The 20672-nt window shown below is 68.8% G+C and carries 23 protein-coding genes and 1 tRNA gene; 7 read left to right on the forward strand and 17 right to left on the reverse strand.

Features of this window, described 5'->3' with window-relative positions; translation table 11 throughout:
• Nucleotides 1–177: 177 nt before the first annotated feature.
• Both AC4FS2_RS15100 and AC4FS2_RS15105 read left to right on the forward strand, forming a co-directional pair.
• Nucleotides 178–975, forward strand: a complete 798-nt coding sequence (locus AC4FS2_RS15100; protein ID WP_491155475.1) for a response regulator transcription factor — start codon at nucleotides 178–180, stop codon at nucleotides 973–975.
• Between the two features lie 110 nt (nucleotides 976–1085).
• On the forward strand, nucleotides 1086–2504 hold the full coding sequence (locus tag AC4FS2_RS15105; RefSeq protein ID WP_491155474.1) for an MFS transporter: 1419 nt from the start codon (nucleotides 1086–1088) through the stop codon (nucleotides 2502–2504).
• A 156-nt stretch (nucleotides 2505–2660) separates the two neighbouring features.
• Here AC4FS2_RS15105 and AC4FS2_RS15110 read toward each other — a convergent pair whose 3' ends face one another.
• Together AC4FS2_RS15110 and AC4FS2_RS15115 are read right to left on the reverse strand one after the other, a co-directional pair.
• Entirely contained in the window at nucleotides 2661–3680 is a 1020-nt protein-coding gene (locus tag AC4FS2_RS15110; protein WP_491155473.1) for a zinc-dependent alcohol dehydrogenase, read from the reverse strand.
• Nucleotides 3681–3801: 121 nt separating this feature from the next.
• On the reverse strand, nucleotides 3802–4341 hold the full coding sequence (locus tag AC4FS2_RS15115; RefSeq protein WP_491155471.1) for a MarR family winged helix-turn-helix transcriptional regulator: 540 nt from the start codon (nucleotides 4339–4341) through the stop codon (nucleotides 3802–3804).
• Between the two features lie 118 nt (nucleotides 4342–4459).
• On the opposite strand from AC4FS2_RS15115, the gene AC4FS2_RS15120 reads away from it, so the two are divergent.
• Entirely contained in the window at nucleotides 4460–5185 is a 726-nt protein-coding gene (locus tag AC4FS2_RS15120) for a MarR family winged helix-turn-helix transcriptional regulator (protein ID WP_491155469.1), read from the forward strand.
• Between the two features lie 112 nt (nucleotides 5186–5297).
• Here AC4FS2_RS15120 and AC4FS2_RS15125 read toward each other — a convergent pair whose 3' ends face one another.
• From AC4FS2_RS15125 to dcd, 6 genes are all read right to left on the reverse strand, one after another.
• Nucleotides 5298–6011 (reverse strand): copper homeostasis protein CutC, encoded by a 714-nt coding sequence (locus AC4FS2_RS15125; protein ID WP_491155467.1) that lies wholly within the window; start codon nucleotides 6009–6011, stop codon nucleotides 5298–5300.
• A gap of 23 nt (nucleotides 6012–6034) precedes the next feature.
• Nucleotides 6035–6931 carry a carbohydrate ABC transporter permease gene (locus tag AC4FS2_RS15130; RefSeq protein WP_491155466.1) on the reverse strand — a complete coding sequence of 299 codons (897 nt, stop codon included), beginning with the start codon at nucleotides 6929–6931 and terminating at the stop codon, nucleotides 6035–6037.
• Between the two features lie 3 nt (nucleotides 6932–6934).
• A complete protein-coding gene (locus AC4FS2_RS15135) occupies nucleotides 6935–7819 on the reverse strand; it encodes a carbohydrate ABC transporter permease (RefSeq protein WP_491155464.1) in 885 nt (294 codons plus the stop codon).
• A 143-nt stretch (nucleotides 7820–7962) separates the two neighbouring features.
• Nucleotides 7963–9210, reverse strand: a complete 1248-nt coding sequence (locus AC4FS2_RS15140) for an extracellular solute-binding protein (RefSeq protein WP_491155462.1) — start codon at nucleotides 9208–9210, stop codon at nucleotides 7963–7965.
• A 260-nt stretch (nucleotides 9211–9470) separates the two neighbouring features.
• The gene (locus AC4FS2_RS15145) at nucleotides 9471–10601 is read right to left on the reverse strand and encodes an ROK family transcriptional regulator (protein ID WP_491155460.1); all 1131 of its coding nucleotides are present in this window, start codon (nucleotides 10599–10601) and stop codon (nucleotides 9471–9473) included.
• 37 nt (nucleotides 10602–10638) lie between these two features.
• Nucleotides 10639–11244 carry a dCTP deaminase gene (dcd, locus tag AC4FS2_RS15150; protein ID WP_491155458.1) on the reverse strand — a complete coding sequence of 202 codons (606 nt, stop codon included), beginning with the start codon at nucleotides 11242–11244 and terminating at the stop codon, nucleotides 10639–10641.
• Between the two features lie 161 nt (nucleotides 11245–11405).
• On the opposite strand from dcd, the gene AC4FS2_RS15155 reads away from it, so the two are divergent.
• Nucleotides 11406–11479 (forward strand) — tRNA-Gly (locus tag AC4FS2_RS15155).
• 59 nt (nucleotides 11480–11538) lie between these two features.
• Here AC4FS2_RS15155 and AC4FS2_RS15160 read toward each other — a convergent pair.
• A complete protein-coding gene (locus tag AC4FS2_RS15160) occupies nucleotides 11539–11970 on the reverse strand; it encodes a hypothetical protein (RefSeq protein WP_491155457.1) in 432 nt (143 codons plus the stop codon).
• Between the two features lie 100 nt (nucleotides 11971–12070).
• Between AC4FS2_RS15160 and AC4FS2_RS15165 the strand changes: the two genes are divergently transcribed.
• Nucleotides 12071–12652 carry a TetR/AcrR family transcriptional regulator gene (locus tag AC4FS2_RS15165; RefSeq protein ID WP_491155455.1) on the forward strand — a complete coding sequence of 194 codons (582 nt, stop codon included), beginning with the start codon at nucleotides 12071–12073 and terminating at the stop codon, nucleotides 12650–12652.
• 146 nt (nucleotides 12653–12798) lie between these two features.
• On the opposite strand, the gene AC4FS2_RS15170 is transcribed toward AC4FS2_RS15165, so the two are convergent.
• From AC4FS2_RS15170 to AC4FS2_RS15205, 8 genes are all read right to left on the reverse strand, one after another.
• A complete protein-coding gene (locus AC4FS2_RS15170; RefSeq protein WP_491155453.1) occupies nucleotides 12799–13536 on the reverse strand; it encodes a response regulator transcription factor in 738 nt (245 codons plus the stop codon).
• Nucleotides 13533–13685, reverse strand: coding sequence for a hypothetical protein (locus AC4FS2_RS15175; RefSeq protein ID WP_491155451.1), 153 nt, complete (start codon nucleotides 13683–13685; stop codon nucleotides 13533–13535). Before AC4FS2_RS15175 ends, AC4FS2_RS15170 begins: the two co-directional genes overlap by 4 nt.
• A gap of 328 nt (nucleotides 13686–14013) precedes the next feature.
• Nucleotides 14014–15363 carry an MFS transporter gene (locus AC4FS2_RS15180; RefSeq protein WP_491155449.1) on the reverse strand — a complete coding sequence of 450 codons (1350 nt, stop codon included), beginning with the start codon at nucleotides 15361–15363 and terminating at the stop codon, nucleotides 14014–14016.
• 188 nt (nucleotides 15364–15551) lie between these two features.
• Nucleotides 15552–16070 carry a DUF1269 domain-containing protein gene (locus AC4FS2_RS15185; RefSeq protein ID WP_491155447.1) on the reverse strand — a complete coding sequence of 173 codons (519 nt, stop codon included), beginning with the start codon at nucleotides 16068–16070 and terminating at the stop codon, nucleotides 15552–15554.
• Between the two features lie 56 nt (nucleotides 16071–16126).
• Nucleotides 16127–16603 (reverse strand): Hsp20/alpha crystallin family protein, encoded by a 477-nt coding sequence (locus AC4FS2_RS15190; protein WP_491155445.1) that lies wholly within the window; start codon nucleotides 16601–16603, stop codon nucleotides 16127–16129.
• A 126-nt stretch (nucleotides 16604–16729) separates the two neighbouring features.
• A complete protein-coding gene (locus AC4FS2_RS15195; RefSeq protein ID WP_491155443.1) occupies nucleotides 16730–17158 on the reverse strand; it encodes an Hsp20/alpha crystallin family protein in 429 nt (142 codons plus the stop codon).
• A gap of 130 nt (nucleotides 17159–17288) precedes the next feature.
• On the reverse strand, nucleotides 17289–18152 hold the full coding sequence (locus tag AC4FS2_RS15200; RefSeq protein ID WP_491155728.1) for an EamA family transporter: 864 nt from the start codon (nucleotides 18150–18152) through the stop codon (nucleotides 17289–17291).
• Between the two features lie 44 nt (nucleotides 18153–18196).
• Nucleotides 18197–19477: a serine hydrolase domain-containing protein gene (locus AC4FS2_RS15205; RefSeq protein WP_491155441.1), complete on the reverse strand. Its 1281-nt coding sequence runs from the start codon at nucleotides 19475–19477 to the stop codon at nucleotides 18197–18199.
• 131 nt (nucleotides 19478–19608) lie between these two features.
• Here AC4FS2_RS15205 and AC4FS2_RS15210 point away from each other — a divergent pair, with 131 nt between their 5' ends.
• Together AC4FS2_RS15210 and AC4FS2_RS15215 are read left to right on the forward strand one after the other, a co-directional pair.
• A complete protein-coding gene (locus AC4FS2_RS15210) occupies nucleotides 19609–19917 on the forward strand; it encodes a DUF2470 domain-containing protein (protein ID WP_491155439.1) in 309 nt (102 codons plus the stop codon).
• 60 nt (nucleotides 19918–19977) lie between these two features.
• Entirely contained in the window at nucleotides 19978–20628 is a 651-nt protein-coding gene (locus AC4FS2_RS15215; RefSeq protein WP_491155438.1) for a biliverdin-producing heme oxygenase, read from the forward strand.
• The last annotated feature ends 44 nt before the right edge of the window (nucleotides 20629–20672 follow it).

Genomic DNA, 20672 nt, shown 5'->3' on the forward strand with positions numbered 1-20672 from the left:
CGGGGCTGGATGCTGAGCCAATGCTGGTCGTGCTGAGGAAAAACTGAGGAACGAATCAGTGCGAAAGCTATGAGGATTCTGAGAAAGATGGGAATTATGAGAAAGTACTCATAAAGAGTGCTTCGTTCTCATCAACGACGTCCGACCCCCCAGCGCCGCCGAAAGACACTCCCCCGAATGCGCCCGATCGCAGCCCACCCGCTCTCCGACCCCTACGCCCGGTCGGCCGTCGTCGTCGACCCCGACGTCGTCCACGCCGAGCGACTGGCCGGATCGCTCCGACAGCAGGGCTTCACGGTGCACACGGCGCGTGACGGCTTCACGGGACTGGAAGCCGTGCGCCGCTTCCGGCCCGAGCTCACGACGGTCGATGTGAACCTGCCCGGCATCGACGGTTTCGAAACCGTTCGTCGGCTGCGCGCATTCTCGGACGGCTTCGTCCTCATGCTCACCGCGGACGACTCCGAGTCGGCGGTGGTCGAGGGTTTTCGCGCCGGCGCCGACGATTACATCATCAAGCCCTACGGCCCTCACGCGCTCCGGGCGCGCATCGACGCCCTCCTGCGCCGATCGCGGTCGTTCGTGGGCGCCGCCCGCCCCGAGGACGAGTCCGCCTGGCTCGAACAGGGCCCGCTGCGGCTGCATCCCGGTTCGCGACGCGTGGAGGTCGACGGTACCGAGCGGGAGCTCACCCGCTCCGAGTTCGACCTGCTCTTCACGCTCATGCGCGCGAAGGACCAGGTCTTCAGCAAAGCCTCCCTCGCCCTCATGTTGCGTGAGACGAACGGCCTGCTCGGTCAGCACATCACCACCCACGACCGCCACGCGGTCGAGGTGCACATCATGAACCTGCGCCGCAAGCTCGGCGACGACCCGCGTAGTCCGCAGTGGATCGAGACGGTGCGCGGTTTCGGCTACCGCCTGGCGCCCGCCTCGGCGGCAACGCCCGTGCTGCTGCGCGCCACTGCCGGTTGACTCACGCCGGGCGCTGCAACCCACTAATCTGAGCTGGCGGCAGCGGCGCCGCAGCCTCCCCCCCCGGGCCGGCAACCGGACGTTCACTGAAGGGGCCCATCGTGGCAGACATGACCTCTCCCGACGCCCCGAGAACACCGCCGCCGTCGGCGGCGGCTAGCAGCGGCGCCATTGGGACGATGGGGCTCGACCTTCGCTCAGACATCGCGACTCCCCGGCGCACCGTGATGGCCTGGGCCCTGTGGGATTGGGCGACGCAGCCCTTCAACTCCGTCATCCTCACCTTCATCTTCGCCTCCACGCTCTACCTCACCGGGGAGGCATTCCTCCCACCCGACATCGCGGCCCTGCCGGCGGACGACCCGCAGCGCACCGGCGCGCTGGCAGACCTGGCGTCGGGGTACGGGTGGGGAGGCACGGTCGCGGGCCTCCTGATCCTGTTGCTCGCCCCCGTGCTCGGACAGCGCGCGGATGCGTCGGGGTCTCAGAAGCGCTGGCTTGCCGGCGCCACCGGCCTGCTTGTCGCCTGCATGTTCGGGCTCTACTTCGTCCGGCCCGAACCGCAGTTCTTCTGGCTGGGCGTGGGGCTGATCGCGGCGGGAAGCGTGTTCAGCGAGATCGCCGGCGTCAACTACAACGCTCTCCTCATCGGCATCGCGACGCCGAAGAACATCGGCCGGGTGTCGGCCCTCGGGTGGGGGTTCGGGTACATCGGCGGCATCGTGGCGCTCACGCTCGTCGTCATCTTCTACTCCGCCGACTGGTTCGGCATCCCCGCCGATGACGGGCTGCCGTTCCGGCTCATCGCCGTGGGATGCGCGGTGTGGGCGATCGTGTTCTCGGTGCCGCTGTTCTTCACCGTTCCCGAGCCCAGCGCCGGCCGTAAGCGCCCCCGAACCGGGTTCTTCCGCAGCTACGCGATCCTCGTCCGCGACATCATCGCCCTGTACCGCGACCCCGGCACCCGCCCGACGTTCTGGTTCCTGGTCGCCAGCGCGGTCTTCCGCGACGGACTGGGCGGAGTCTTCGCCTACGGCGCGATCATCGCCGGCGCGGTGTTCGGGTTCGGCTTCACGTCGCTGGTGATCTTCGGTATCGCCGCGAACCTGATCGCCGGTATATCGACGCTTCTCGCCGGTCGTCTGGATGACCGGTTCGGCGCCAAGGCCATCATCGTCACGGCGCTGTCCGGGATGATCGTCGCCGGCCTCGCCGTCTTCTTCCTTCGCGATGGCGGCGACATCGTCTTCTGGATCGGCGGACTGATCCTCTGCGCCTTCGTCGGCCCCGCGCAGGCGGCGGCGCGCTCGTTCCTCGCCCGCGTCACCCCGGCCGGGCGTGAGGGCGAGATCTTCGGCCTGTACGCCACGACCGGGCGCGCAGCCAGCTGGATCTCGTCGGCGCTCTGGTCGACGCTCATCGTGCTCACGAGCGTCACCGCCTTCGGCATCCTCGGGATCGTCATCGTGCTCGCGCTCGGGCTGCTGCTGCTGCTCCCGGTTCGCACCGTCGCACGGAAAGCCGGCTGATCAGGCAGGCAGAGCAATCCCACTCGGGGGTGCACGACATCCCACCGGGCGCACAGCCTCCGGCTGCGGATGCGCCGTGCACTCGATGGGATGCCGTGAGCTCGCCGGCGGCCGGAAGCGGATGCGCGCCCGTGCGAGACCTCCGGCCGACGACAGCTATCCGGCCGCGAGATCGAACACGAGCCGGGCGGGGACAGTTCCCTCGAGCACTTCGTCCATCGCCTCGGCGGCATCCTCGAGCCGCCGCCGTTCCGCGATGACGGTGGTGCGGCCGAGCGCGTGCAACCGGAAGACCTCCCGAAGGTCCTGACGCGTCCCGACGATCGAACCGATGATCGAGATGCCGCCGAGCACCGTGTCGAAGACGGGAACGGACAACGTCGAGTCGGCGGGCAGCGAGACCAGCACCATCCGCCCGCCCCTGTTGAGGCTGCGGAAGGACTGATCGAACACCGAAGGAGCCACCGCGAGGACGAGCGAAACGTCCGCGCCGCCCAGGGCGCGGATGGCCTCGACCGGGTCTTCTGTGGCGGCGTTCACCGCGTGGTCGGCGCCCAGCTCCTTCGCCAGCCGCAGCTTCTCGTCGTTGACGTCCACCGCGATGACCTCCGCCCCGAGCAGACGCGCGTACTGGATCGCGAGGTGTCCGAGGCCGCCGATACCGACGATGGCCACGCGTTCGGACGGCACGATGTGCGCAGCCTTGAGCGCCGCGTAGGTGGTCACCCCCGCGCATGACAGCGGGGCAGCGTCGAAGGACGAGACCTGGTCCGGAACCGGAACGGCGAAGCGCGCGTCTGCCACGGCGTACTCGGCATAGGCGCCGTCGATCGAGTACCCGGTGTTCTGCTGTGCCTCACAGAGGTTCTCGCGCCCCGTCTCGCAGTAGCGGCACGATCCGCACGCGCTGCCCAGCCATGCCAGCGCCACACGCTGCCCGATCGGGGGATCGGTGACGCCCGGACCCTGCTTCTCGACCAAGCCGATCCCCTCATGACCGGGGGTGAATGGCAACGTGGGCTTGACGGGCCAGTCGCCGTGCGCGGCGTGGATGTCGGTATGACACAAGCCGCAGGTCTCGATCCGGACGAGGACCTGCCCCGGCCCCGGCTCCGGGACAGGGATGTCCTCGACGGCAATCGGTGCGGTGAAGGATGAGACGACTCCGGCCTGCATGGCGGTTCTCCTGACATCGGGGGGACGGCGATCTGTCCGAGCGCCACCTCAGTGTGCGCTGCTTCACGACGAGGCAGAGGAGTCTTTGGTCCTGACCGGGTGGGGGGGGTTCCGGGCCGCCTCAGCGGCTCGGCCAGGCGTCGGCGAGCTTGGCGAGCAGGCGGGCGAGTTCGGCCCGCTCGGCGTCGGTGAAGCCCTCGAGCGCCGAGCGCACGGCGTCACGGCGTTCGCCTCGAAATCCGCGCACGAGCGTGGAGCCGGCCTCGGTGAGGGCCACCCGGATGCGGCGGGCATCGTCGGGATCGGGCTCGCGCCGCACGAGCCCGAGCTCGACGGCCTGTTGCACGAGGCGCGAGGCCCGTGGCTGATCGACCCCGATGGCCTCCGCCGCTTCACTCACGCTGAGCGGGTGGGAAGCCGCGGCCAGAGCGTCGAGCAGCCGCATCCGCGCGGGACCGCCCGCCCGGCCGTGGCCACCGCCCCACGGCGGACCGCCATGCCTGCCGCCGTGCGGACGCTGCCCGTGCTCTCCCCCGCGCGTCGGGTCGCCGTGCGCCCAGGGCCCCCGCGGTGGCATTCCGCCTTCCCATGGCGGCCGCGATCGTGCGCCCCGCAGGCGGAGGAGGGCGGCCGCGATCTCATCGGCGGGGTCGGCAGTCACAGCATCCAAGTTACATGCACATTGACAAGTACCTCTAACGCATGTCATAGTGCATGTACTTGCTTGTCATAAGACATGCAGTTTGCGGTCACTCCGATCGCACATCGAAAGGACTTCCATGCACACCTTTGACACTTCCCACACACCGACGCACCAGCGCCCGCTGGGGTTCTGGCTCCGCACCGTCGACGCCCTGCTCGACCGCGCCTTCGCGGAATCGCTGAGCGACGAGGGCGTCTCCCGCCGCGACTGGATGCTGCTCAACGTCATCGACGGCACCGTCGATGCGCCGTGGCTCGCCGAGCGCCTGGCACGTCGCAGCGGCCGCGTCCGCCGACTGGTCGAGCGCGGCTGGATCACGCAGACCGACGACGGCTGGGCGCTGACCGACGAGGGACGCGCCGCGCGCGACCGCCTCCAGGCGCTCGTGGACGGCATCCGCGAACGCGTGTCCGGTGCAGTCTCGCCGGAGGACTTCGCCACCACGATGGCCTCACTCGAGGCGATCGCCCGCGAACTCGGCTGGGACGAGAGCCGGCCGATCGACTTCGGCGGCGGCCGCCCCTGGGGGCGTGGCTTCGGTCGCGGGTTCGGCCCCCGGCACGGCTTCGGTCCGCACGGACACCGCCCGCACCCGGGTCACGGCTTCGGCGCGCACGGTCACCCCGCGCACCTGGGCCACGGTTCCACCGACGAGCGTTGCGCGGAGCACAGCAGCCCAGATCGCGCGCACGGCCGCCGCGGCCGTGGCGCCGATGCGGCGTTCGAACGCGGCTTCACCGCGGGATTCGCTCAGGGTCGCGGCGCCGCATCCGGAGATGCGACGAACGCCCAGGCTTCCTGACCGCCAGCGGCGGAGCGGTCGCCACGGTGAGCACCGGCACGCGCGTCCAGCGATGCGCGGCGCCGGGCCCGCCGCGGCGATCTCGCCCCGCGGTCCGGCGCCGCGAGGGGGCTCACGTCCGCCCGTCGCCTGCCGTGGTGCGGGCAGAGGCGAGGTCGACGGCTTCGCGCAGGGCAGCGGCCGCCCGCGGGTCGACCCCGGCACCGGCGGCCACGCCGGCGCGGGTGGCCGAGCGGGCCGAGGCGTGCACCGCATCCACTCCGGCGCCGAGGAGGACGGGCACGTGAGCGGCGGTCACTCCGCCGCCCGCCATGATCTCGATGCGGCCGGCCGCGTGCGCAACGAGGCGGCGTAACCGGTCGGACGCCGTGGCCGCGACGGCGGCGCCGCCGGAGGTCAGCACCCGATCCACTCCGAGGTCGACGAGGGTGTCCAGAGCGACGCGGCGCCGGGAAAGCGTGTCGAAGGCGCGGTGGAAGGTCACCGTCGCCGCGCCCGCCGCATCCTTCAGTGCACCCACCAGCGCCACGTCCACCATGCCCTCGCGTACGCCGCCGACCACGACGCCAGCCGCACCCGCCCGCACCGCGGCATCCACGTCGCGGCGCATGACCTCGAGCGCGTCCGCGTCGTACTGGAAGCCGCCTGCGTGCGGGCGCACAAGCACGTGCACCGGGATTCCGACCGCGATCGTGCGCTCGATCGCCCCGATCGACGGGGTCACCCCGTGGACGGCGAGGGCGGCGCACAGCTCGATGCGGTCGGCACCCGCCCGCGCGGCCACGACCGCGGACGCCGGTCCCTCCACGGCAAGTTCGAGCGACACGGGGCGCCGTCTGCCGGTCGTCGTCACTTCACGCTGCCCGCGGTCAGCCCGCCGACGAGCCGCTTCTCGATGAGCATGAACAGGATGACCACCGGCAGGATGGCCACGATCGACAGGCCGAACACATAATGCCAGCTCGTCTCGTACTGCCCCACGAACTTCGTCAGTGCGACCGATAGCGGCTGATTGCCCGCCGTCGAGAGGATGACGAGCGACGCCGCGAACTCGTTCCAGCAGGCGACGAACGTGAACACGATCGCCGTGACGATCCCGGGCCACACGAGGGGCAGGTTGATGCGGAAGAGCACCGTCAGCCGGCTGGCGCCGTCGATCTGCGCGGCCTCGTCGATCTCCTTCGGGATGCCGGCGAAGAACGAGTGCATGATCCAGACCCCGAACGACAGGTTGAACGCGGCGTTGATGAAGATCATCGCCGCCCACGTGTCGATGAGACCGAGCGTTGCGAACTGACGGAACAGACCCGACGTCAGCACGGCCGGCTGCAGCATCTGCGTGACAATCACCACGAAGAGGAACGTCATGCGGAAGGGGAAGCGGAACCGCGCCGTGTAGTACGCCGCGGGCATGGCGACCAGCAGCACGAGCAGCGTCGCAACCATAGCGATCACGACGGTGGAGACGAGGTTCTGCAGCAGCGGCGTCTCGGGGGTCGACCACATCGTGACGTAGTTCTCCCAATGCCACTCCGTGGGGAAGTACGTGGGCTCCACCGAGCGGATCTGCGCCTTCGTCTTCACCGAGCCGAAGAACATGATCGTGTACGGGAGGATGAAGAACACCAGCACGATCGCTCCGGCCAGCATCCGCAGCAGCACCCGACCCATCGGCACCTGGTCGGCGGTGTACCGGCGCTTGCGGGGGGCAGTGATCGTCTCGAACGCGGGGGCGGTGACGGCCACCGATCACACCTCCCGCATGGGCTTGACGACCCTGACATAGATCGCCACGATCACGATCACGATCACGAAGGCGACGACCGACAGGGCGCTGGCGACGTCGACCTTCTGCTGGTTCTGGATGTACTTGAAGATCATCGTCATGATCGTGTCGGCGTCGTAGCCGGGGATCGAGTCCGTCATCACTCTGAGGATCGGGAGCGAGTTGAACACGTTGATGATGTTGATCAGCACGGCCACCGACAGGGCACCGCGCAGCTGAGGCAGCACGACCGAGAAGTAGGTGCGCGCGGGGCCGGCGCCATCGATCTTGGCCGCCTCGATCGCGTCGGCCGGCACGGTCGCGAGGCCGGCGAGGATCGTGTAGGTGGTGAACGGCAGGGAGACGAAGATGGCCACGGCGATCGACCACATGAAGGCCGTCGCCGGGTTGCGCGTCCACCCGTAGCCCTCGGGCGTGGCGACCAGCCCCACGTCGACGAGGAAGGTGTTGATGATGCCGAAGTACGGTTCGAGCCCGTAGTAGACGACCATCGTCGTCATCACGACCGATGCCGCCCACGGGATGATGACGACGAGCCGCACGATCCGGCGGCCGGGGAACGCCTTGTCGAGTACCTGTGCGATCACCAGCGACAGCAGCACGGTGATGGTCACCACGGCCACCACCCACACGATGGTGCGCCCGAGGATCGGCCAGAAGTGGGGAAAGGAGAAGACCTCGACGTAGTTGTCCAGGCCCGCGGAACCCCTGTCCACGCCTGACACCGAGATGTCCCGCGTGGAGTTGAAGAACATCACCCCCGCCGGGAAGAACACGACGCCGAAGATCAGGATGAGCGCGGGTCCGATCCACGGCAGCGCTGCGAGCAGTTCGCGCCATCCCGGCACGCGATTGCTTCTCGTCGGGCGGTCGGGGGCGTGGCGGGGACGGCTTGCAACCGCCCCCGCCGGGCTCGATGACCGCTGCATCGTGGTACTCATCCTCCGACTCACCGTGCCCTTGCCGCCGCCGTCGCCGCCACGTGCCGGAATCAGCCCGCGGTGTCGACCTGCGCCTGGATCTCGGCCAGCACGTCCTGGGCGGGCCTCGTCTGAAGCTGCCCGAACAACGCCTTGAACGCGGCATCCGTCGCCGACCACTGCAGGTTGGTGCTCGGATAGAACTGCGCGTCGGGGAGCACCTCGAGGAACGGCGCGAGCGCCTCCTCGCCCGAGAGCTGCTCGGCACCGGTCTCGGTCACGGGAAGGAAACCCTCCGCCTGCACCCACGGAACGTAGACATCAGCGGTGTAGAAGTAGTCGAAGAAGGCGGTGATGGCCTCCTGCTTGTCACCGTCGTTCTCGAACGCCATGAGCTGATCCATGACGCCGAGGGTGAAGGGCGAGCCGTCGGCTGTCGGGATGGGCACGATCGAGTAGTTCAGGTCGGGATTTCCTTCTTCGATCTGGCCCACTATCGGGGGCAGACCGACCTGCATGCCGATCTTGCCCTGGACGAAGATGTCCATCAGCGGCGAGCGCTGGGTCGAGCCCGGGTCGGCCTGCGTGGCGCCGGCGTCGATCATGGCCTTGATCTGCTCGGCGCCCGGCAGGTTCGCCGGGTCGTCGACCGTGATCTCCGTCCCGTCGCCGAACGATCCTCCACCGCCCCACAGCCAGACGGCCGCTTCCGCCTGTGCCTCTTCCGAGCCCAACGGCATGCCGTAGCCGGCGATGCCGCCGCCGAGGCCCGACACCCTGGTGGCCGCATCCAGGAGTTCGTCCCAGTTCGTGGGAGCAGCCGCGACGCCCGCCTGCTGGAGCAGGTCGTCGTTCACGAACAGCGCGCGGGCCGATGCGATGAGCGGGAGAGCGTAGGCGGTGCCGTCGACCTCGGCGTTGGCGACGAACGCGTCTTGGAAGTCGGCGTAGGTCTCCGGCGAAACGACGTCTTCGGCCGCATAGAGCAGCTCGTCGGCCGCGAAGCCGGCGAAGGGGCCGCCGTTGTAGATGTCGGGCGCCTCACCACCCTGGATCTTGGTCGTGATGACCGACTCGAGGTTGTCCCACGACTGCACCTCCAGGTTGACCGAGATGTCGGGGTTCTCCTCCTCGAAGCCCGTGATCACGTCCTCCCAGAGCGCCTGGGTGTTGTCGGAGTAGCTCGGCACGAGCAGATCGAGCGTGGTGCCGCTCGAGTCGCCACCGCCGCCGGTCGATCCGCCGAAGCCGCACGAGGCGAGCGCCAAGGTGGCGGCGGCCGTGATGGCCACCGCCCCGAGTCGGATGTAGGTCTTCATTGCGCATCCTTCACTGTCGAGTGGTGCGCCGCTGCCCGCGTGTTCTGCAACGGCGGGTGTCTGGTGACTGATCGTTGGTACGACTAACAGGCCCTGCAAACACCCAGCGTCGGTCACAAACACGTCGCGCATCACTGAGTGGGACAGCTTCTCGGCCCCTCAGTCCGAGGGGGTCAGCGAAATTTGTTTAACGGTAGTACATACTCCGAGGGCCGACAAGAGAGGTGGTGGGGTCATGTCGCGGAGTGGTCCACGACCGCTCAGATGATGCCGAGGACGCCGCTGAGGACGAGGATGACCGCTCCCCGGAGCATGACGTCGTCGCCGAGGTCCGAGCCCCGCAGGGTCAGCGTGGCAGACAGCTCCGCAGGGATGCGGCCGGACAGCGACGCATGGGTCGCCGCCAGCAGATCATCGGCGTAGGAGGGCGGCAGCCCGCTCACCACGACCGTGGTCAGCGCGAGAGCCCCGACCAGGGGGGCGAGCACACCGCCGAGCTGGTGACCGGCGTTCTCGAGGACCTCCCTGCGCCGTTCGGGCGAACCGTCGCCCCCGCGCAGGAGCGCGGCGAGCCGCGGCACGGACAGCGTCGCCTCCAAGCACCCGAAGCGGCCACACACGCAGCGGGGGCCACCCGGGGCCGTGGTGACGTGGGCGATCTCACCCGCCGAGAAATCGTGACCGTGGAGGAGCTGGCCGTTCGCGATGATGGCGGCGCCCACACCGGATCCGACCCGCACGAACATCAGGTCATCGCGCCCCTGCGTCACCTCGCGTTCGGCCAGCGCTGCCGCATTGGCGTCGTTGGCGACGCACACCGGCAGCCCGGTGTGCTCCGACAGCCGAGCGCGCAGGGGCAGGCCAGACCACCCCCGGTTGAGGGAGGTGAGCACGACGCCGTCGAGGTCGACGATGCCGGGGACGCAGACCCCGATGCCGAGAACAGGAACCTCGGCGCGGGCGAGCAGCAGGTCGATCAGCTTACGCGCCATGACGAAGGCGTCCTCACCGCGCGCCCCGCCCAACGTCACGGAAGCGCGATCGTGGATCCGCCCACCGAGGTCGATCAGCGCGGCCATGAACTCATGATCGGGCGAAAGGTCCACGGCGAGCACCACCCACGACGTCCGCGCCACGTCGAGGTCGACTGCTGGTCGTCCGGGCCCATCCACCGGGCGCTGCCGCGTCTCGACGACAAGCCGGGCCTCGAGCATTTCGGCGATGAGGCTCGACACGGTGGCCTTGGTGAAACCGGCCGCACGGGCCAGGTCTGCTCGCGAGCGGTTGCCGCGTCGGTAGAGCAGCTTGAGCAGGCGCGCGTGGTTGCTCCCGGGGATGCTCCGCTGAATCTCCAGGGGCGTGGAACCGGCGGCGCCGGCACTCGTTGTCATGGCGCCATCCTCGCCCGCTGCGACGGCGGACGCCGCGTCAGCGCCCGGCTGAGCCGGCGTCCGTCACGCCGACGTCGGTGCGATGGAAGTTCAGGAATGACCGGGATGCGGTGGGGCCGCGCTGGCCCTGGTACCGGTTGCCGTACGGGCCGGAGCCGTAGGGGTTCTCCGCCGGCGACGACAGCCGGAAGAAGCAGAGCTGGCCGATCTTCATCCCCGGCCACAGCTTGATGGGCAGCGTGGCGACGTTGGAGAGCTCGAGGGTGATGTGCCCCGAGAATCCGGGGTCGATGAAGCCCGCGGTGGAGTGGGTGAGGAGACCGAGCCGTCCGAGGGAGGACTTGCCCTCCAGCCGTGCGGCGACGTCGTCCGGCAGGCTCACCTGCTCGTAGGAGGAGCCCAGCGCGAACTCGCCAGGGTGCAGGATGAAGGGCTCGTCGGGTGCGACCTCGATGAGCCGCGTGAGTTCGGGCTGGTCTTCGGCGGGGTCGATGAACGGGTACTTGTGGTTGTCGAACAGCCGGAAATACCGGTCCAGGCGCACGTCGACGCTCGACGGCTGCACCATCGTGGCGTCAGAGGGCGCGAGCCCGATGCGTCCGGATTCGAGTTCGTGGATGATGTCGCGATCGGAGAGCAGCACGCGCTCAGCCTAGAGCCGCCGCCGGTCCCCTGCGTCCGTGAGACTGCATGGTGCCCACGAAACTGCGGTCGTGCGCCGCAGTCTCGTGGGCAGGATGCTGTCTCGCGGTGTGAGGGGCGGGGAGTGCGCTGTTATGCTGACGAGGCGCCGAAAGGCCGCTCGGGGATGTAGTTCAATGGCAGAACTTCTGCTTCCCAAGCAGATAGTGCGGGTTCGATTCCCGTCATCCCCTCCATTGCCCGTTCTCCCGCTGAATCTGCCATCGCGGCGCGGGGAGAGAAGCGACCGACGGCCTCAGCGGCCAGAACGCACGAGCCGGTAGGCCAGGAAGAGGATGGCGCCGGCGAGGACCACGGCGCCGGCGGGGGTCATGACCGCAACCCCGAACGAGGCCTCACCCGCGGTGGCGCCCACGTGGACGAAGAACCCGCCGGCGAGGAGTCCCACGCCGACGAAGTAGACCACGTAGCTGGCGATCTGCGTGCGGGTCGAGGCGCCTGTGCGCGCCATCGTCATCACGTACAGCATGCCGATCACGGTCAGCACTCCCGCGTGGCCGTGGCCCGCACGGAAGAACTGCTCGGCGTGGTCGCTCATGCCGGCGCTGATGAGCCGGAGCAGGGAGTAGCCGCCGAACATCACGCCGAGAAGCGCGATCCAGTTCACGGCGAGGAGGATGTCGGTCACAGTGCGTTGGCGGGGGCGAGTGTCGGTCGCGGTCGTCACGGGTTTTCCTTCTTCAGGGCGCTTCTCGGGTCGGTCACGTCATCGCTAAGTGAACAGTGATCACTTGCGAATGCGTCACGGTACCAGCAAAATGTGATCAGTGTCTACATCGCGCGGGTATCATCACGGCGACGCTCGCGAGAGCCTGCTCGCGGCCGCGGAGCGGGCCTGCGACGCGAACGACATGCGATCGCTGAGCCTTCGCGAACTCGCCCGCGACATCGGCGTGAGCCCTGCCGCGCCCTACAAGCACTTCGCGACGAAAGAAGCGCTGCTGCGAGAACTCGCCGAGCGATGGATGGCGCAGTTCGTCGACTCGCAGGTGGCCGCGCTGGATGATCCGGAGCGGACGGTCAGCGCAGCGGAAGCAGCCGGTTGCGCCTACGTGGCGTGGGCCGTCGCGCACCCCCGGCGGTTCGCGTGGATCTACGATCCCGACGTCGTCGGTGACCGGAGTCCGGAATTCGCCCTCCAGATGGCGCGACACCGCGACGTGCTGCGACGCGTCGCCGCGGAAGCGGGTCCCGCCGCCGACGCGAAGGCAACGCCTGGGCTGGCCACGCGGATGTGGGCCACGGTGCATGGCCTCGCGGTGCTCTCGAACATCGGCCTGGTGCCGGAGGCGGAGGCCGTCGACGCGATCCGGCTGAACCTGCGTCGGCAGCCCCGATCGAGCGACTGACCTCAGAACCCAGCCGACCTGAAGTGGGGCATCAGCCGTCCCGCGACGCGCCAGAGGTCGACCACGACGGGGATTCCCGTCATCCCCTCCCTGTGAGTTCTCCCACCGGTACGACCACCACCCGCGCCGATACCGACGGCGGCCGATCAGGCGCGGCGGCGGGTCGCGCCGTAGACGGCCGCCTGTGTGCGACGCTCGAATCCGAGCTTGGCGAGGAGGCCGGAGACATAGTTCTTGACGGTCTTCTCGGCCAGGAAGAGCGACTCGCCGATCTGCCTGTTGGTCAGGCCATCGGCGATCAGCCCCAGGACCTGGTCCTCACGCAGCGTCAGGCTGGGTCCGGTGGTGACGAGCCCCCGCGATCTCTTCGCAGACGGACGCGACGCCGGCAGGAGGTGCTCACCGCGGGAGACCCGGATGACCGAATCAAGGAACGTCCTGCCGTCAGCGCGCTTGAGGACGTAACCCGACGCACCGGCGGCGATCCCCGCGGCGATGGTCTCCGGCTGCTCGTCGGAGGTGAAGATGAGACACCGGGTCTGAGGGCGCGCAGATGTGATGGCGCCGCACAGGTCGGTCCCGCTGCCATCCGGCAGGTGCGCTTCGATGATCACGACCTCGGGATCGGCGGCAACGACCTGGGCCGCGGCCTCTCCGGCCGAGGTCGCCTCTCCGACCACGACAAGACCCGCGTGCGACCCGAGCAGCTTGGTTATCCCGAGCAGGAAGATCTCGTTGTCGTCCACGACGAGCACCCGGACCGAGCCATCCTCTGAGGGGCTTCGGACGGGCGGGCGTTCGACGCGACGCGCCGGAGCCGGAGCGTTCACGTCACCGGCGCTCATCACGCGCAGCACCGGCTGCGCCCAGTGCTGGCGGTTCACGATGACCTCGCCGCGGATTTCTCCGCGGCGACCGCCGCCAGGATGAGCGCGGTCACGTCGATCGGCTGGGTGGGCGGAAGGTGGAGATCGGCCGGGCCGACGGCCCCCAGCCGCCGCTCGGGCGCGGGGTACCCGGAGAACTCAGCCATTGCCGGCTCCTCTCCGCTCGCTGTGGCTCAGCGCGGTCTCGGACCTCATCGGGGGGAGGGATGTCTTCGGTGTCAGGGTCATGGTCGCCTCTCGGGGGGGGAGGTGGCAGCCTCGGATCGAGGATGCCGGGGACGACAAGGTTCACTCACGACGCGCGGCATGGTAAGGGCCATAGGTCCCAGCGCGCGACACCGGTGACATGCATGCGGCGGATCACGCCGACACGACGCCTTCGCACGCGCGCTCGCGATGGCGTAACGGCACGTACGACAAAGCGCGGTGCCGGGACCCTGAAGGCACCCGGCACCGCGCGTCAGCCCCTGCCCGTCAGCGTCGAGCCGCCGGGTCGGGTGCGACGGTGACCGCAGGGCTTCGCAGCGCATCGTGCTCGCTCGTGATGTCACGACCGGCCGTCTCGGGAAGCCACTTCCACAAGAACGGCAGCGCGAGCACAGCGAGCAGCACCATGTACCAGGCCGGCGAGACCGGGTTGCCGGTGGTGCCCGCAAGCCACGTCCCGATGTACGCGGCCGGGCCGGCGATGAAGGCCAGCGCGATGTTGAATCCGATGGCACTCGCGCTGGACCGGTTGGACGCGGGGAACAACTCCACGAGCATGACGACGGTCGTGACGCTCACCAGCGACTGGGTGATCGTCAGCAGGATCATGCCGGCGACCACCGGGACGCCCTGGCCGCTGGACATCATCCAGAAGACGGGGATCGGAAGGATGATGTAGCCGATCGTGCCGATGATGTTCAGTCGGCGTCGACCGAACCGGTCACTGAGCGCACCCGCGAGCGGGCACAGGATCATGTAGACGGTGAGACCGATGGCGCTGAACGTCAACGCAGGTCCGCGCTCGAGACCGACGGTGGTCGTGAGGTAGTTCACGACGTACGTGGCCAGGTAGTAGAAGCCGGTGCCCTGCACCGCGGCGATCGCGAGGGTCAGCAGGATCGGACGCAGGTTCTGCCGGAGGCTGCGCAGCAGGGGCGACTTCTCCACCTCACCGCGGGATTCGACGTTCTGGTAGACGGGCGTTTCCCCCAGCCGCAGCCGGATGTACAGCCCCACGAGCGTGAGCGGGGCGGCCAGAAGGAAGGGGATGCGCCAGCCCCACGAGAGCAGGTCGGTCTCGGAGAGCACGTTGTTGAGGAACAGCGCGAACAAGCTGCCGACGATCGTGGCCAGGGCGGCGGTGGCGGAGATCACGCTGCCGAACTTGCCTCGGTGCGGGGTCGGGGTCGATTCGATGAGGTACGCGGCCGACCCGGTCCACTCCCCTCCGGCGGACAGGCCCTGAACGCACCGGCACAGCACCAGCAGCAGCGGCGCGAGGACACCGACCATGCTGTACACGGGAAGCAGGCCGATGATCGTGGTGGCGATGCCCATCGAGACGATCGAGATCACCAGCGCGGTCCGCCGACCGTAACGGTCCCCGATCGGTCCGAGGATGAAGCCACCCAGGGGGCGCATGAAGAAGCCCACGGCGAAGACGCCCAGCGACGACAGGATCGCCACGAAGGGGTCGGTGTCAGCGGGGAAGAAGAGCTGGCCGATGATCACGGCGAAGAAGCCGTATACGGCGAAGTCGAACCACTCCATGAAGTTGCCGACCGCGACAGCGACGGCGACGCGGGCCTTGTTGGGCGGGGACGCGACGGACGACACGAGTACCTCCTTGTACGGGGACCAACCAAGACGAACTTCGCAATCTTGGCCTATCGTCTGACAATCCGTCAAACCCGCCCGAACCGGTTGGTACCCGCTGCGTCCCTCGCACAGCGCTTCCCCACGGGTCGCCCCGGCGGGCGCCTTCGCGCACGCCGGGGCAGTACCCGTCGGGGATCAGCGCCCGATCACGACTCGATCGCTGCCAGGACGCGCTCGTCGCCCTTGCTCACCGCCTTGACAACGGCGTTGAAATCGCCCTTGTCGACCGCCTTGGTGACGCTCTTCGTCGCCTTCGTGAACGCCTTGTCGACCCGGTCGAGGTAGCGATCGTCGATGACGGCGACAACGGCGGACGACCCCGCCGGCAGCCACTCCTCCACATCGACACCGATCTCCTTCTCCTGGTGGCGCTTGACGATCTCGCCCACCCCGGCTCCGATGCCGGCGCCGATGACCCCCGAGAGCAGGAGCGGAGGGGCAAAGAGGCCGACGACCACGCCGACGGCAGCGCCCGCGGCGGTGCCGTATACGAGCTGCCTTCCGCCGTGCTCCTTCACGGTGACTTTGCCGTCGGAGTCGCGGGCCAGCACGGCGGCGGCGACCACTTTGACGTCATCGACCGACTTCAGTTCGTTGAAGCCGGTCGACGCGGCGTCCTGGTCGTCGTATGCCGCGATGAGCAATGAATAGTTCCGGTCTGACATGGCATGCCTTTCGTTTCCCACACTGTCCGCTTCGGCGGGGGCGGGAGGCCAGGGGATTAAGTCCCGCTGTCCGGAGGGACACCGCACTGCGCGGCCGTGTCCGCGCCGTCGAACGCGACCGCCATCCGGCGAGTGCCGGACCCGTCCCCGGGAGGCACTCGGACGCGCAACACCCCTGCGGAGAAGTTCGCCGTCACCCCTCCGAGCCCGAAATCATCGGGGAGCGCGATCGTATGGGAAATGGCACTGGCCGCCTCGCGCAGAAAGTACTCGCGACGCCCGTCGGGCGCGGCACTGTTCCGCTCGGCTTCCACGACCAGCCGACCTCCCTCGACCTTCACCACGACGTTGTCCGCATCGAAGTTGGGCAGGTGCATCTCGATGACGAAGGCTCCCCCGTCGTCGGTGTACATATCGGTGGTCGGGGGAACCACGCCGGTCACACGCCCCGGATCATCCGCATCCGTATCCACATCGAGGCGGTCCGGAACGCCCTCCGTGCGCGAGCACTCATAGGCGATGTGGCGAGGCATTCTGAGCCGCAGCCGCTGCCTGGATGAGCGCCGAGACGTCGATCGGCTCCGTGGGCGGCAAGGAAATGTCGGCCGGTCCGATCGGGCTTCCGCGGACCGCTGACAGGTGGTGGGCGAACGGGCCACTCACGACGTGGACGATCCGATCTCAATGCTGCGCGCGGACTCACCCGCGCTGAGCGGCACGGTGACCTTCAGCACCCCGTTCGTGAAGTCTGCCGAGATCGCACCCTCCTCGGCTTGTTCCGGAAGAAGGACGCTGCGGTAGAAGCTGGTGCTGCTCTCGCGGATGACGTACTTCTTGTCCTTGTCCTCCTCCTTCTCGCGCCGCTCGGCGTTGATCACCAGAGCGCCGCGATCCACCGTCACGGAGACATCCTTCTCATCGAAATTCGGCAGATGCGCCTCGACGATCAGGGACTTGTCGCCCTCCATGTAGATGTCGGTCGTCGGGAGCTTTCCCCCCGAGCGGGCCGGGAGAAGGTCCTCGACCAGTGACCGGCGCACCGCATCCAGTCCCATGAACGGGTCGAACCTCGTCAGACTACGGGCCATGTTCTGTTCCTTTCGCACGGGGCGACAGCGGTCGCTTCGATGGAGCACGCTTCGCGCCCATGCCCACATTCACTCAGAAGGCGTCACGCGGTAAGTGCCATAGGTCCCCGCGCGACGGCGGGCCGGCCCGTCAGACGAGCGGCTCGGCGAACCGCTCGTCGTCGGGCGCCGCCCGCTTCGGGGCGCGGGTGGCGGACCACACTGCGCCGATGGATGCCGCGATCACGAGCGCGATGCCGACGATCTCCAGCCACGCCAGGTGCTGGCCGAGGAGGAAGAACCCGGCGACGGATGCGGTGGCCGGACCGAGGCTCATGAGGATCGCGAACGCGGCCGCCGGGAGTCGGCGCAGCGCAATGAGTTCGAGCGCGTACGGAATGGTCGACGACAGGACGGCCACGGCGGCGCCGAGCGCGAGAAGGTCCACGCGCAGCAGCGCGGAGCCCGCATCCACGATCCCGAGGGGGAGCGAGAGGACTGCGCCGATCACCATCGCCAGGGCGAGACCGTCCAGGCGCGGGAACTCGCGGCCCACACGTGCCGAGGCGAGGATGTAGAACGCCCACGCGGCCGCAGCTCCCAGCGCGAACAGCACGCCCAGCAGATCCAGGCGCTCCCATCCTCCGCCACCCAGCGCGGCGACCCCGACCAGGGCGAGTCCTGCCCAGACGAGCGCCGAGGCGCGCCGGCTGGCCACGATCGACAGTGTCAGTGGCCCCAGCACCTCGATCGTCACGGTGACGCCGAGCGGCAAACGCTCCAGTGCGAGGTAGAACAGTCCGTTCATCACGAGCAGCACGAGGCCGAACAGCACCACGGAGGTCCAGCCGCGGCGTGAGTGGCCCCGCAGTCGCGGGCGGGCGATCGCCAAGAGGAGAAGCGCGGAGAAGACCAGCCGCAGCATCACCATTCCCAGCGGGCCCACCTCGGGGAACAGCATCACCGCGAGCGCTGCGCCGACCTCCTGACAGGCGAGGCCGACGACGACGAGCAGCACGGCGCTGCTGGGTCCGAGGCGACCCGCCCCGCCGGCCGGGGTCACTGCGGGGGTGCCTGGCAGATGGCGTTCGCCGCGATCGTGTCGTGGAACTGCTGCGCCGTCCATGGCAGGCCTGCTTCGGGGATGCTCTCCCCTTCCGCCGCCGGCGCCTGGGAAGCGATCGCGGCCAGCTCCCACGCGAGCCACGCGCTCATCGAGGGGTTGGCGCCGGAATTGTTGAGCACGACCGCGACGGTCAGCCCGGTTCGCGGGTCGGCGAATGCGGCGGTGAGATACCCGGGGATCGAGCCGTACTGCCCGATGAGCGCACCCGCCTGATACGCGCCGCCGGCGGCGGTGAACCAGGTCGGCTGATCGGCGGCGACGGGCAGCGGGTTCTCGAAGCGATCGGTCGCCTCCGGGGTGAGCGCGCCCGTGGCCAGGGCCTGCGCATACCGGCCCAGGTCGGTGATGTTCGTCACGGCACCGGAGTCGGCCCAGCCGATGCTCGCCGACATCCTGGTCACATCGGGCGGCTCGGCGCAGTTCCACGCCCCCGCAGCATCCGCCGTCGACCAGTACCCGTGCAGGGATGCGTCGTCCGAGGGTGCTGCGGCCGGGCGGGTAGGCAGCTCGGTCACGGTGAGGTCGAGGGGCTCTGTGACCCGTTCCGCGAGCAGATCCCGCATGCTCTCCCCCGTCGCGCGCTCGAGCGCCGACCCCAGGAGCAGATACCCGGCGTCGGAGTCGCGGTAGGCGGTCCCCGGTTCGATGCGGTCGAGGCCGAGTCCGTAGCCGGCGAGCTCGCGGGGGTCCCACTGCCGTTCGATGTTGGAGAAGATCAGCGACTGCAGCTGCGGCGTGAACGAGCCGACACCCGCGGTGCCGTCGCACAGCTGACGCAGCGTGATGTTGTCGAGGTCGGGGAAGCCGTTGACGTAGTGGACGACACTGTCGTCGAGATCGACCGTTCCTTCGGCTGCGACCTGGAACAGGACGTCGCAGGTCATCGCGCGCGTGACATCTGCCGCCCGGAAGGCCATGTCGGCATCGACCGCGCCGCCGGCACCCCCCGGAGCCTGCGTGCCGAGGCCCGAGACCCAGCTTCCGCTCCATGGAGCCCACACACCCACGATGGCGCCGGATGCGCCGGCGGCGCCCATGGCAGCGGTGACGGCGGCCTCCAGCTGCGATGCCGTCTCATCGGGGAGTCCGCGCTCGGTCTGAGCCGGCAGATCGATCTCGACCGCCTGAGGAGCGGAGCATCCGTTCAGCGCTGTGGCCAGGGCAGCTACGCCCAAAGCGACGGCGAGAAGGCCGCGACCGCGATGGAACCGCATCCTTACCCCCGGGAATTTCAGCGCGTCGCATGACGTGCACATGAATTCAAACACACCCGCTGGACGCGCCCAGAGGCTTTCGGCCGGGTGCGGGTCACGTCTCCATCACGACTGTCCCTAATGTGGTCCCCATGCCGCACACCTTCGACGACGGGGCCCTCGCGGGCGTGCTGCGTCACATGAACGACGACCACGCCGACGACAATCTGCTCATCGCGCAGGCGTTCGGAGTGGCGGATGCGCGCGACGCGACGATGACCGGATTCGACGGGGATGGCGGCGAGTGGACCGTGGTGGCGGCCGACGGCACCACGACCTCGCTGCGGGTCCCGTGGCCGGGCGGTCCCATCACCGAGCGGCGCCAGGTCCGGCGGGAGATCGTCGCCCTGTACGACGAGTCGTGCCGGCGGCTGGGTCTGGAAGCCCGACCGCACGACTGAGACCGAGCCACGTGATTCTCGCACTTAGGCTTGCCTAACTCTTGCCTTAGGATGGCGCACATGAGCGACGTCCTTTCGTTCTCGGCAGCGTTGCGCGAGCGTTCCAGCGCGGCCCACTCCTCCAGCGAGTACTCCGGATTCATGTCCGACCTCATGCAGGGCGAGGGCACACGAGACGACTACGTCGCGCTCGTGGCACAGCACTGGTTCATCTACGCCGCGCTCGAGGAGGCGGCTGAGCGGATGCGCCGCGACCCGGTGGCGTCGGTCTTCATTTCCGACCGCCTCACCCGCCTTCCCGCACTCGAGGCCGATCTGGAGTTCCTCCTCGGACCCGACTGGCGCGACAGCATCCACCCCCTCCCCACGACCCAGCGATATGTGGAGCGCATCCGGAAAGTGGGCACCACCTGGGCGGGTGGCTTCGTCGCCCACCACTACACCCGCTACCTCGGCGACCTCTCGGGCGGACAGTTCATCGGGCGGCTCATGCAACGCCGCTTCGGCTTCGAGACCAACGGCGTGGGCTTCTACGTCTTCGCCGACATCGCCGACCCGACGGCGTTCAAGGACGTCTACCGCGAGCAACTCGACGCGGCCCCCTGGGATGCACCGGAGCAGGAACGCGTGATCGACGAGGTGCTGCAGGCCTACCGCTTCAACACGGAGCTGTTCGAAGACCTCGCTCGCGCGAAGGCCGCCGTAGCCTGACCCGTCCGCCCTTCCGCCCCTCCCCGTCGTTCGCCGAGAAACTA

This window comes from Microbacterium sp. Z10_103, from assembly GCF_058310455.1.

What these genes read in the sequence shown, in the direction of transcription:
- AC4FS2_RS15100 (WP_491155475.1), top strand. Translation starts at nt 178, where the DNA reads ATGCGCCCGATCGCAGCCCACCCGCTCTCCGACCCCTACGCCCGGTCG.
- AC4FS2_RS15105 (WP_491155474.1), top strand. Translation starts at nt 1,086, where the DNA reads ATGACCTCTCCCGACGCCCCGAGAACACCGCCGCCGTCGGCGGCGGCT.
- AC4FS2_RS15110 (WP_491155473.1), bottom strand. Translation starts at nt 3,680, where the DNA reads ATGCAGGCCGGAGTCGTCTCATCCTTCACCGCACCGATTGCCGTCGAG.
- AC4FS2_RS15120 (WP_491155469.1), top strand. Translation starts at nt 4,460, where the DNA reads ATGCACACCTTTGACACTTCCCACACACCGACGCACCAGCGCCCGCTG.
- AC4FS2_RS15140 (WP_491155462.1), bottom strand. Translation starts at nt 9,210, where the DNA reads ATGAAGACCTACATCCGACTCGGGGCGGTGGCCATCACGGCCGCCGCC.
- AC4FS2_RS15145 (WP_491155460.1), bottom strand. Translation starts at nt 10,601, where the DNA reads ATGACAACGAGTGCCGGCGCCGCCGGTTCCACGCCCCTGGAGATTCAG.
- AC4FS2_RS15175 (WP_491155451.1), bottom strand. Translation starts at nt 13,685, where the DNA reads ATGGCTGAGTTCTCCGGGTACCCCGCGCCCGAGCGGCGGCTGGGGGCC.
- AC4FS2_RS15185 (WP_491155447.1), bottom strand. Translation starts at nt 16,070, where the DNA reads ATGTCAGACCGGAACTATTCATTGCTCATCGCGGCATACGACGACCAG.
- AC4FS2_RS15190 (WP_491155445.1), bottom strand. Translation starts at nt 16,603, where the DNA reads ATGCCTCGCCACATCGCCTATGAGTGCTCGCGCACGGAGGGCGTTCCG.
- AC4FS2_RS15195 (WP_491155443.1), bottom strand. Translation starts at nt 17,158, where the DNA reads ATGGCCCGTAGTCTGACGAGGTTCGACCCGTTCATGGGACTGGATGCG.
- AC4FS2_RS15205 (WP_491155441.1), bottom strand. Translation starts at nt 19,477, where the DNA reads ATGCGGTTCCATCGCGGTCGCGGCCTTCTCGCCGTCGCTTTGGGCGTA.
- AC4FS2_RS15210 (WP_491155439.1), top strand. Translation starts at nt 19,609, where the DNA reads ATGCCGCACACCTTCGACGACGGGGCCCTCGCGGGCGTGCTGCGTCAC.
- AC4FS2_RS15215 (WP_491155438.1), top strand. Translation starts at nt 19,978, where the DNA reads ATGAGCGACGTCCTTTCGTTCTCGGCAGCGTTGCGCGAGCGTTCCAGC.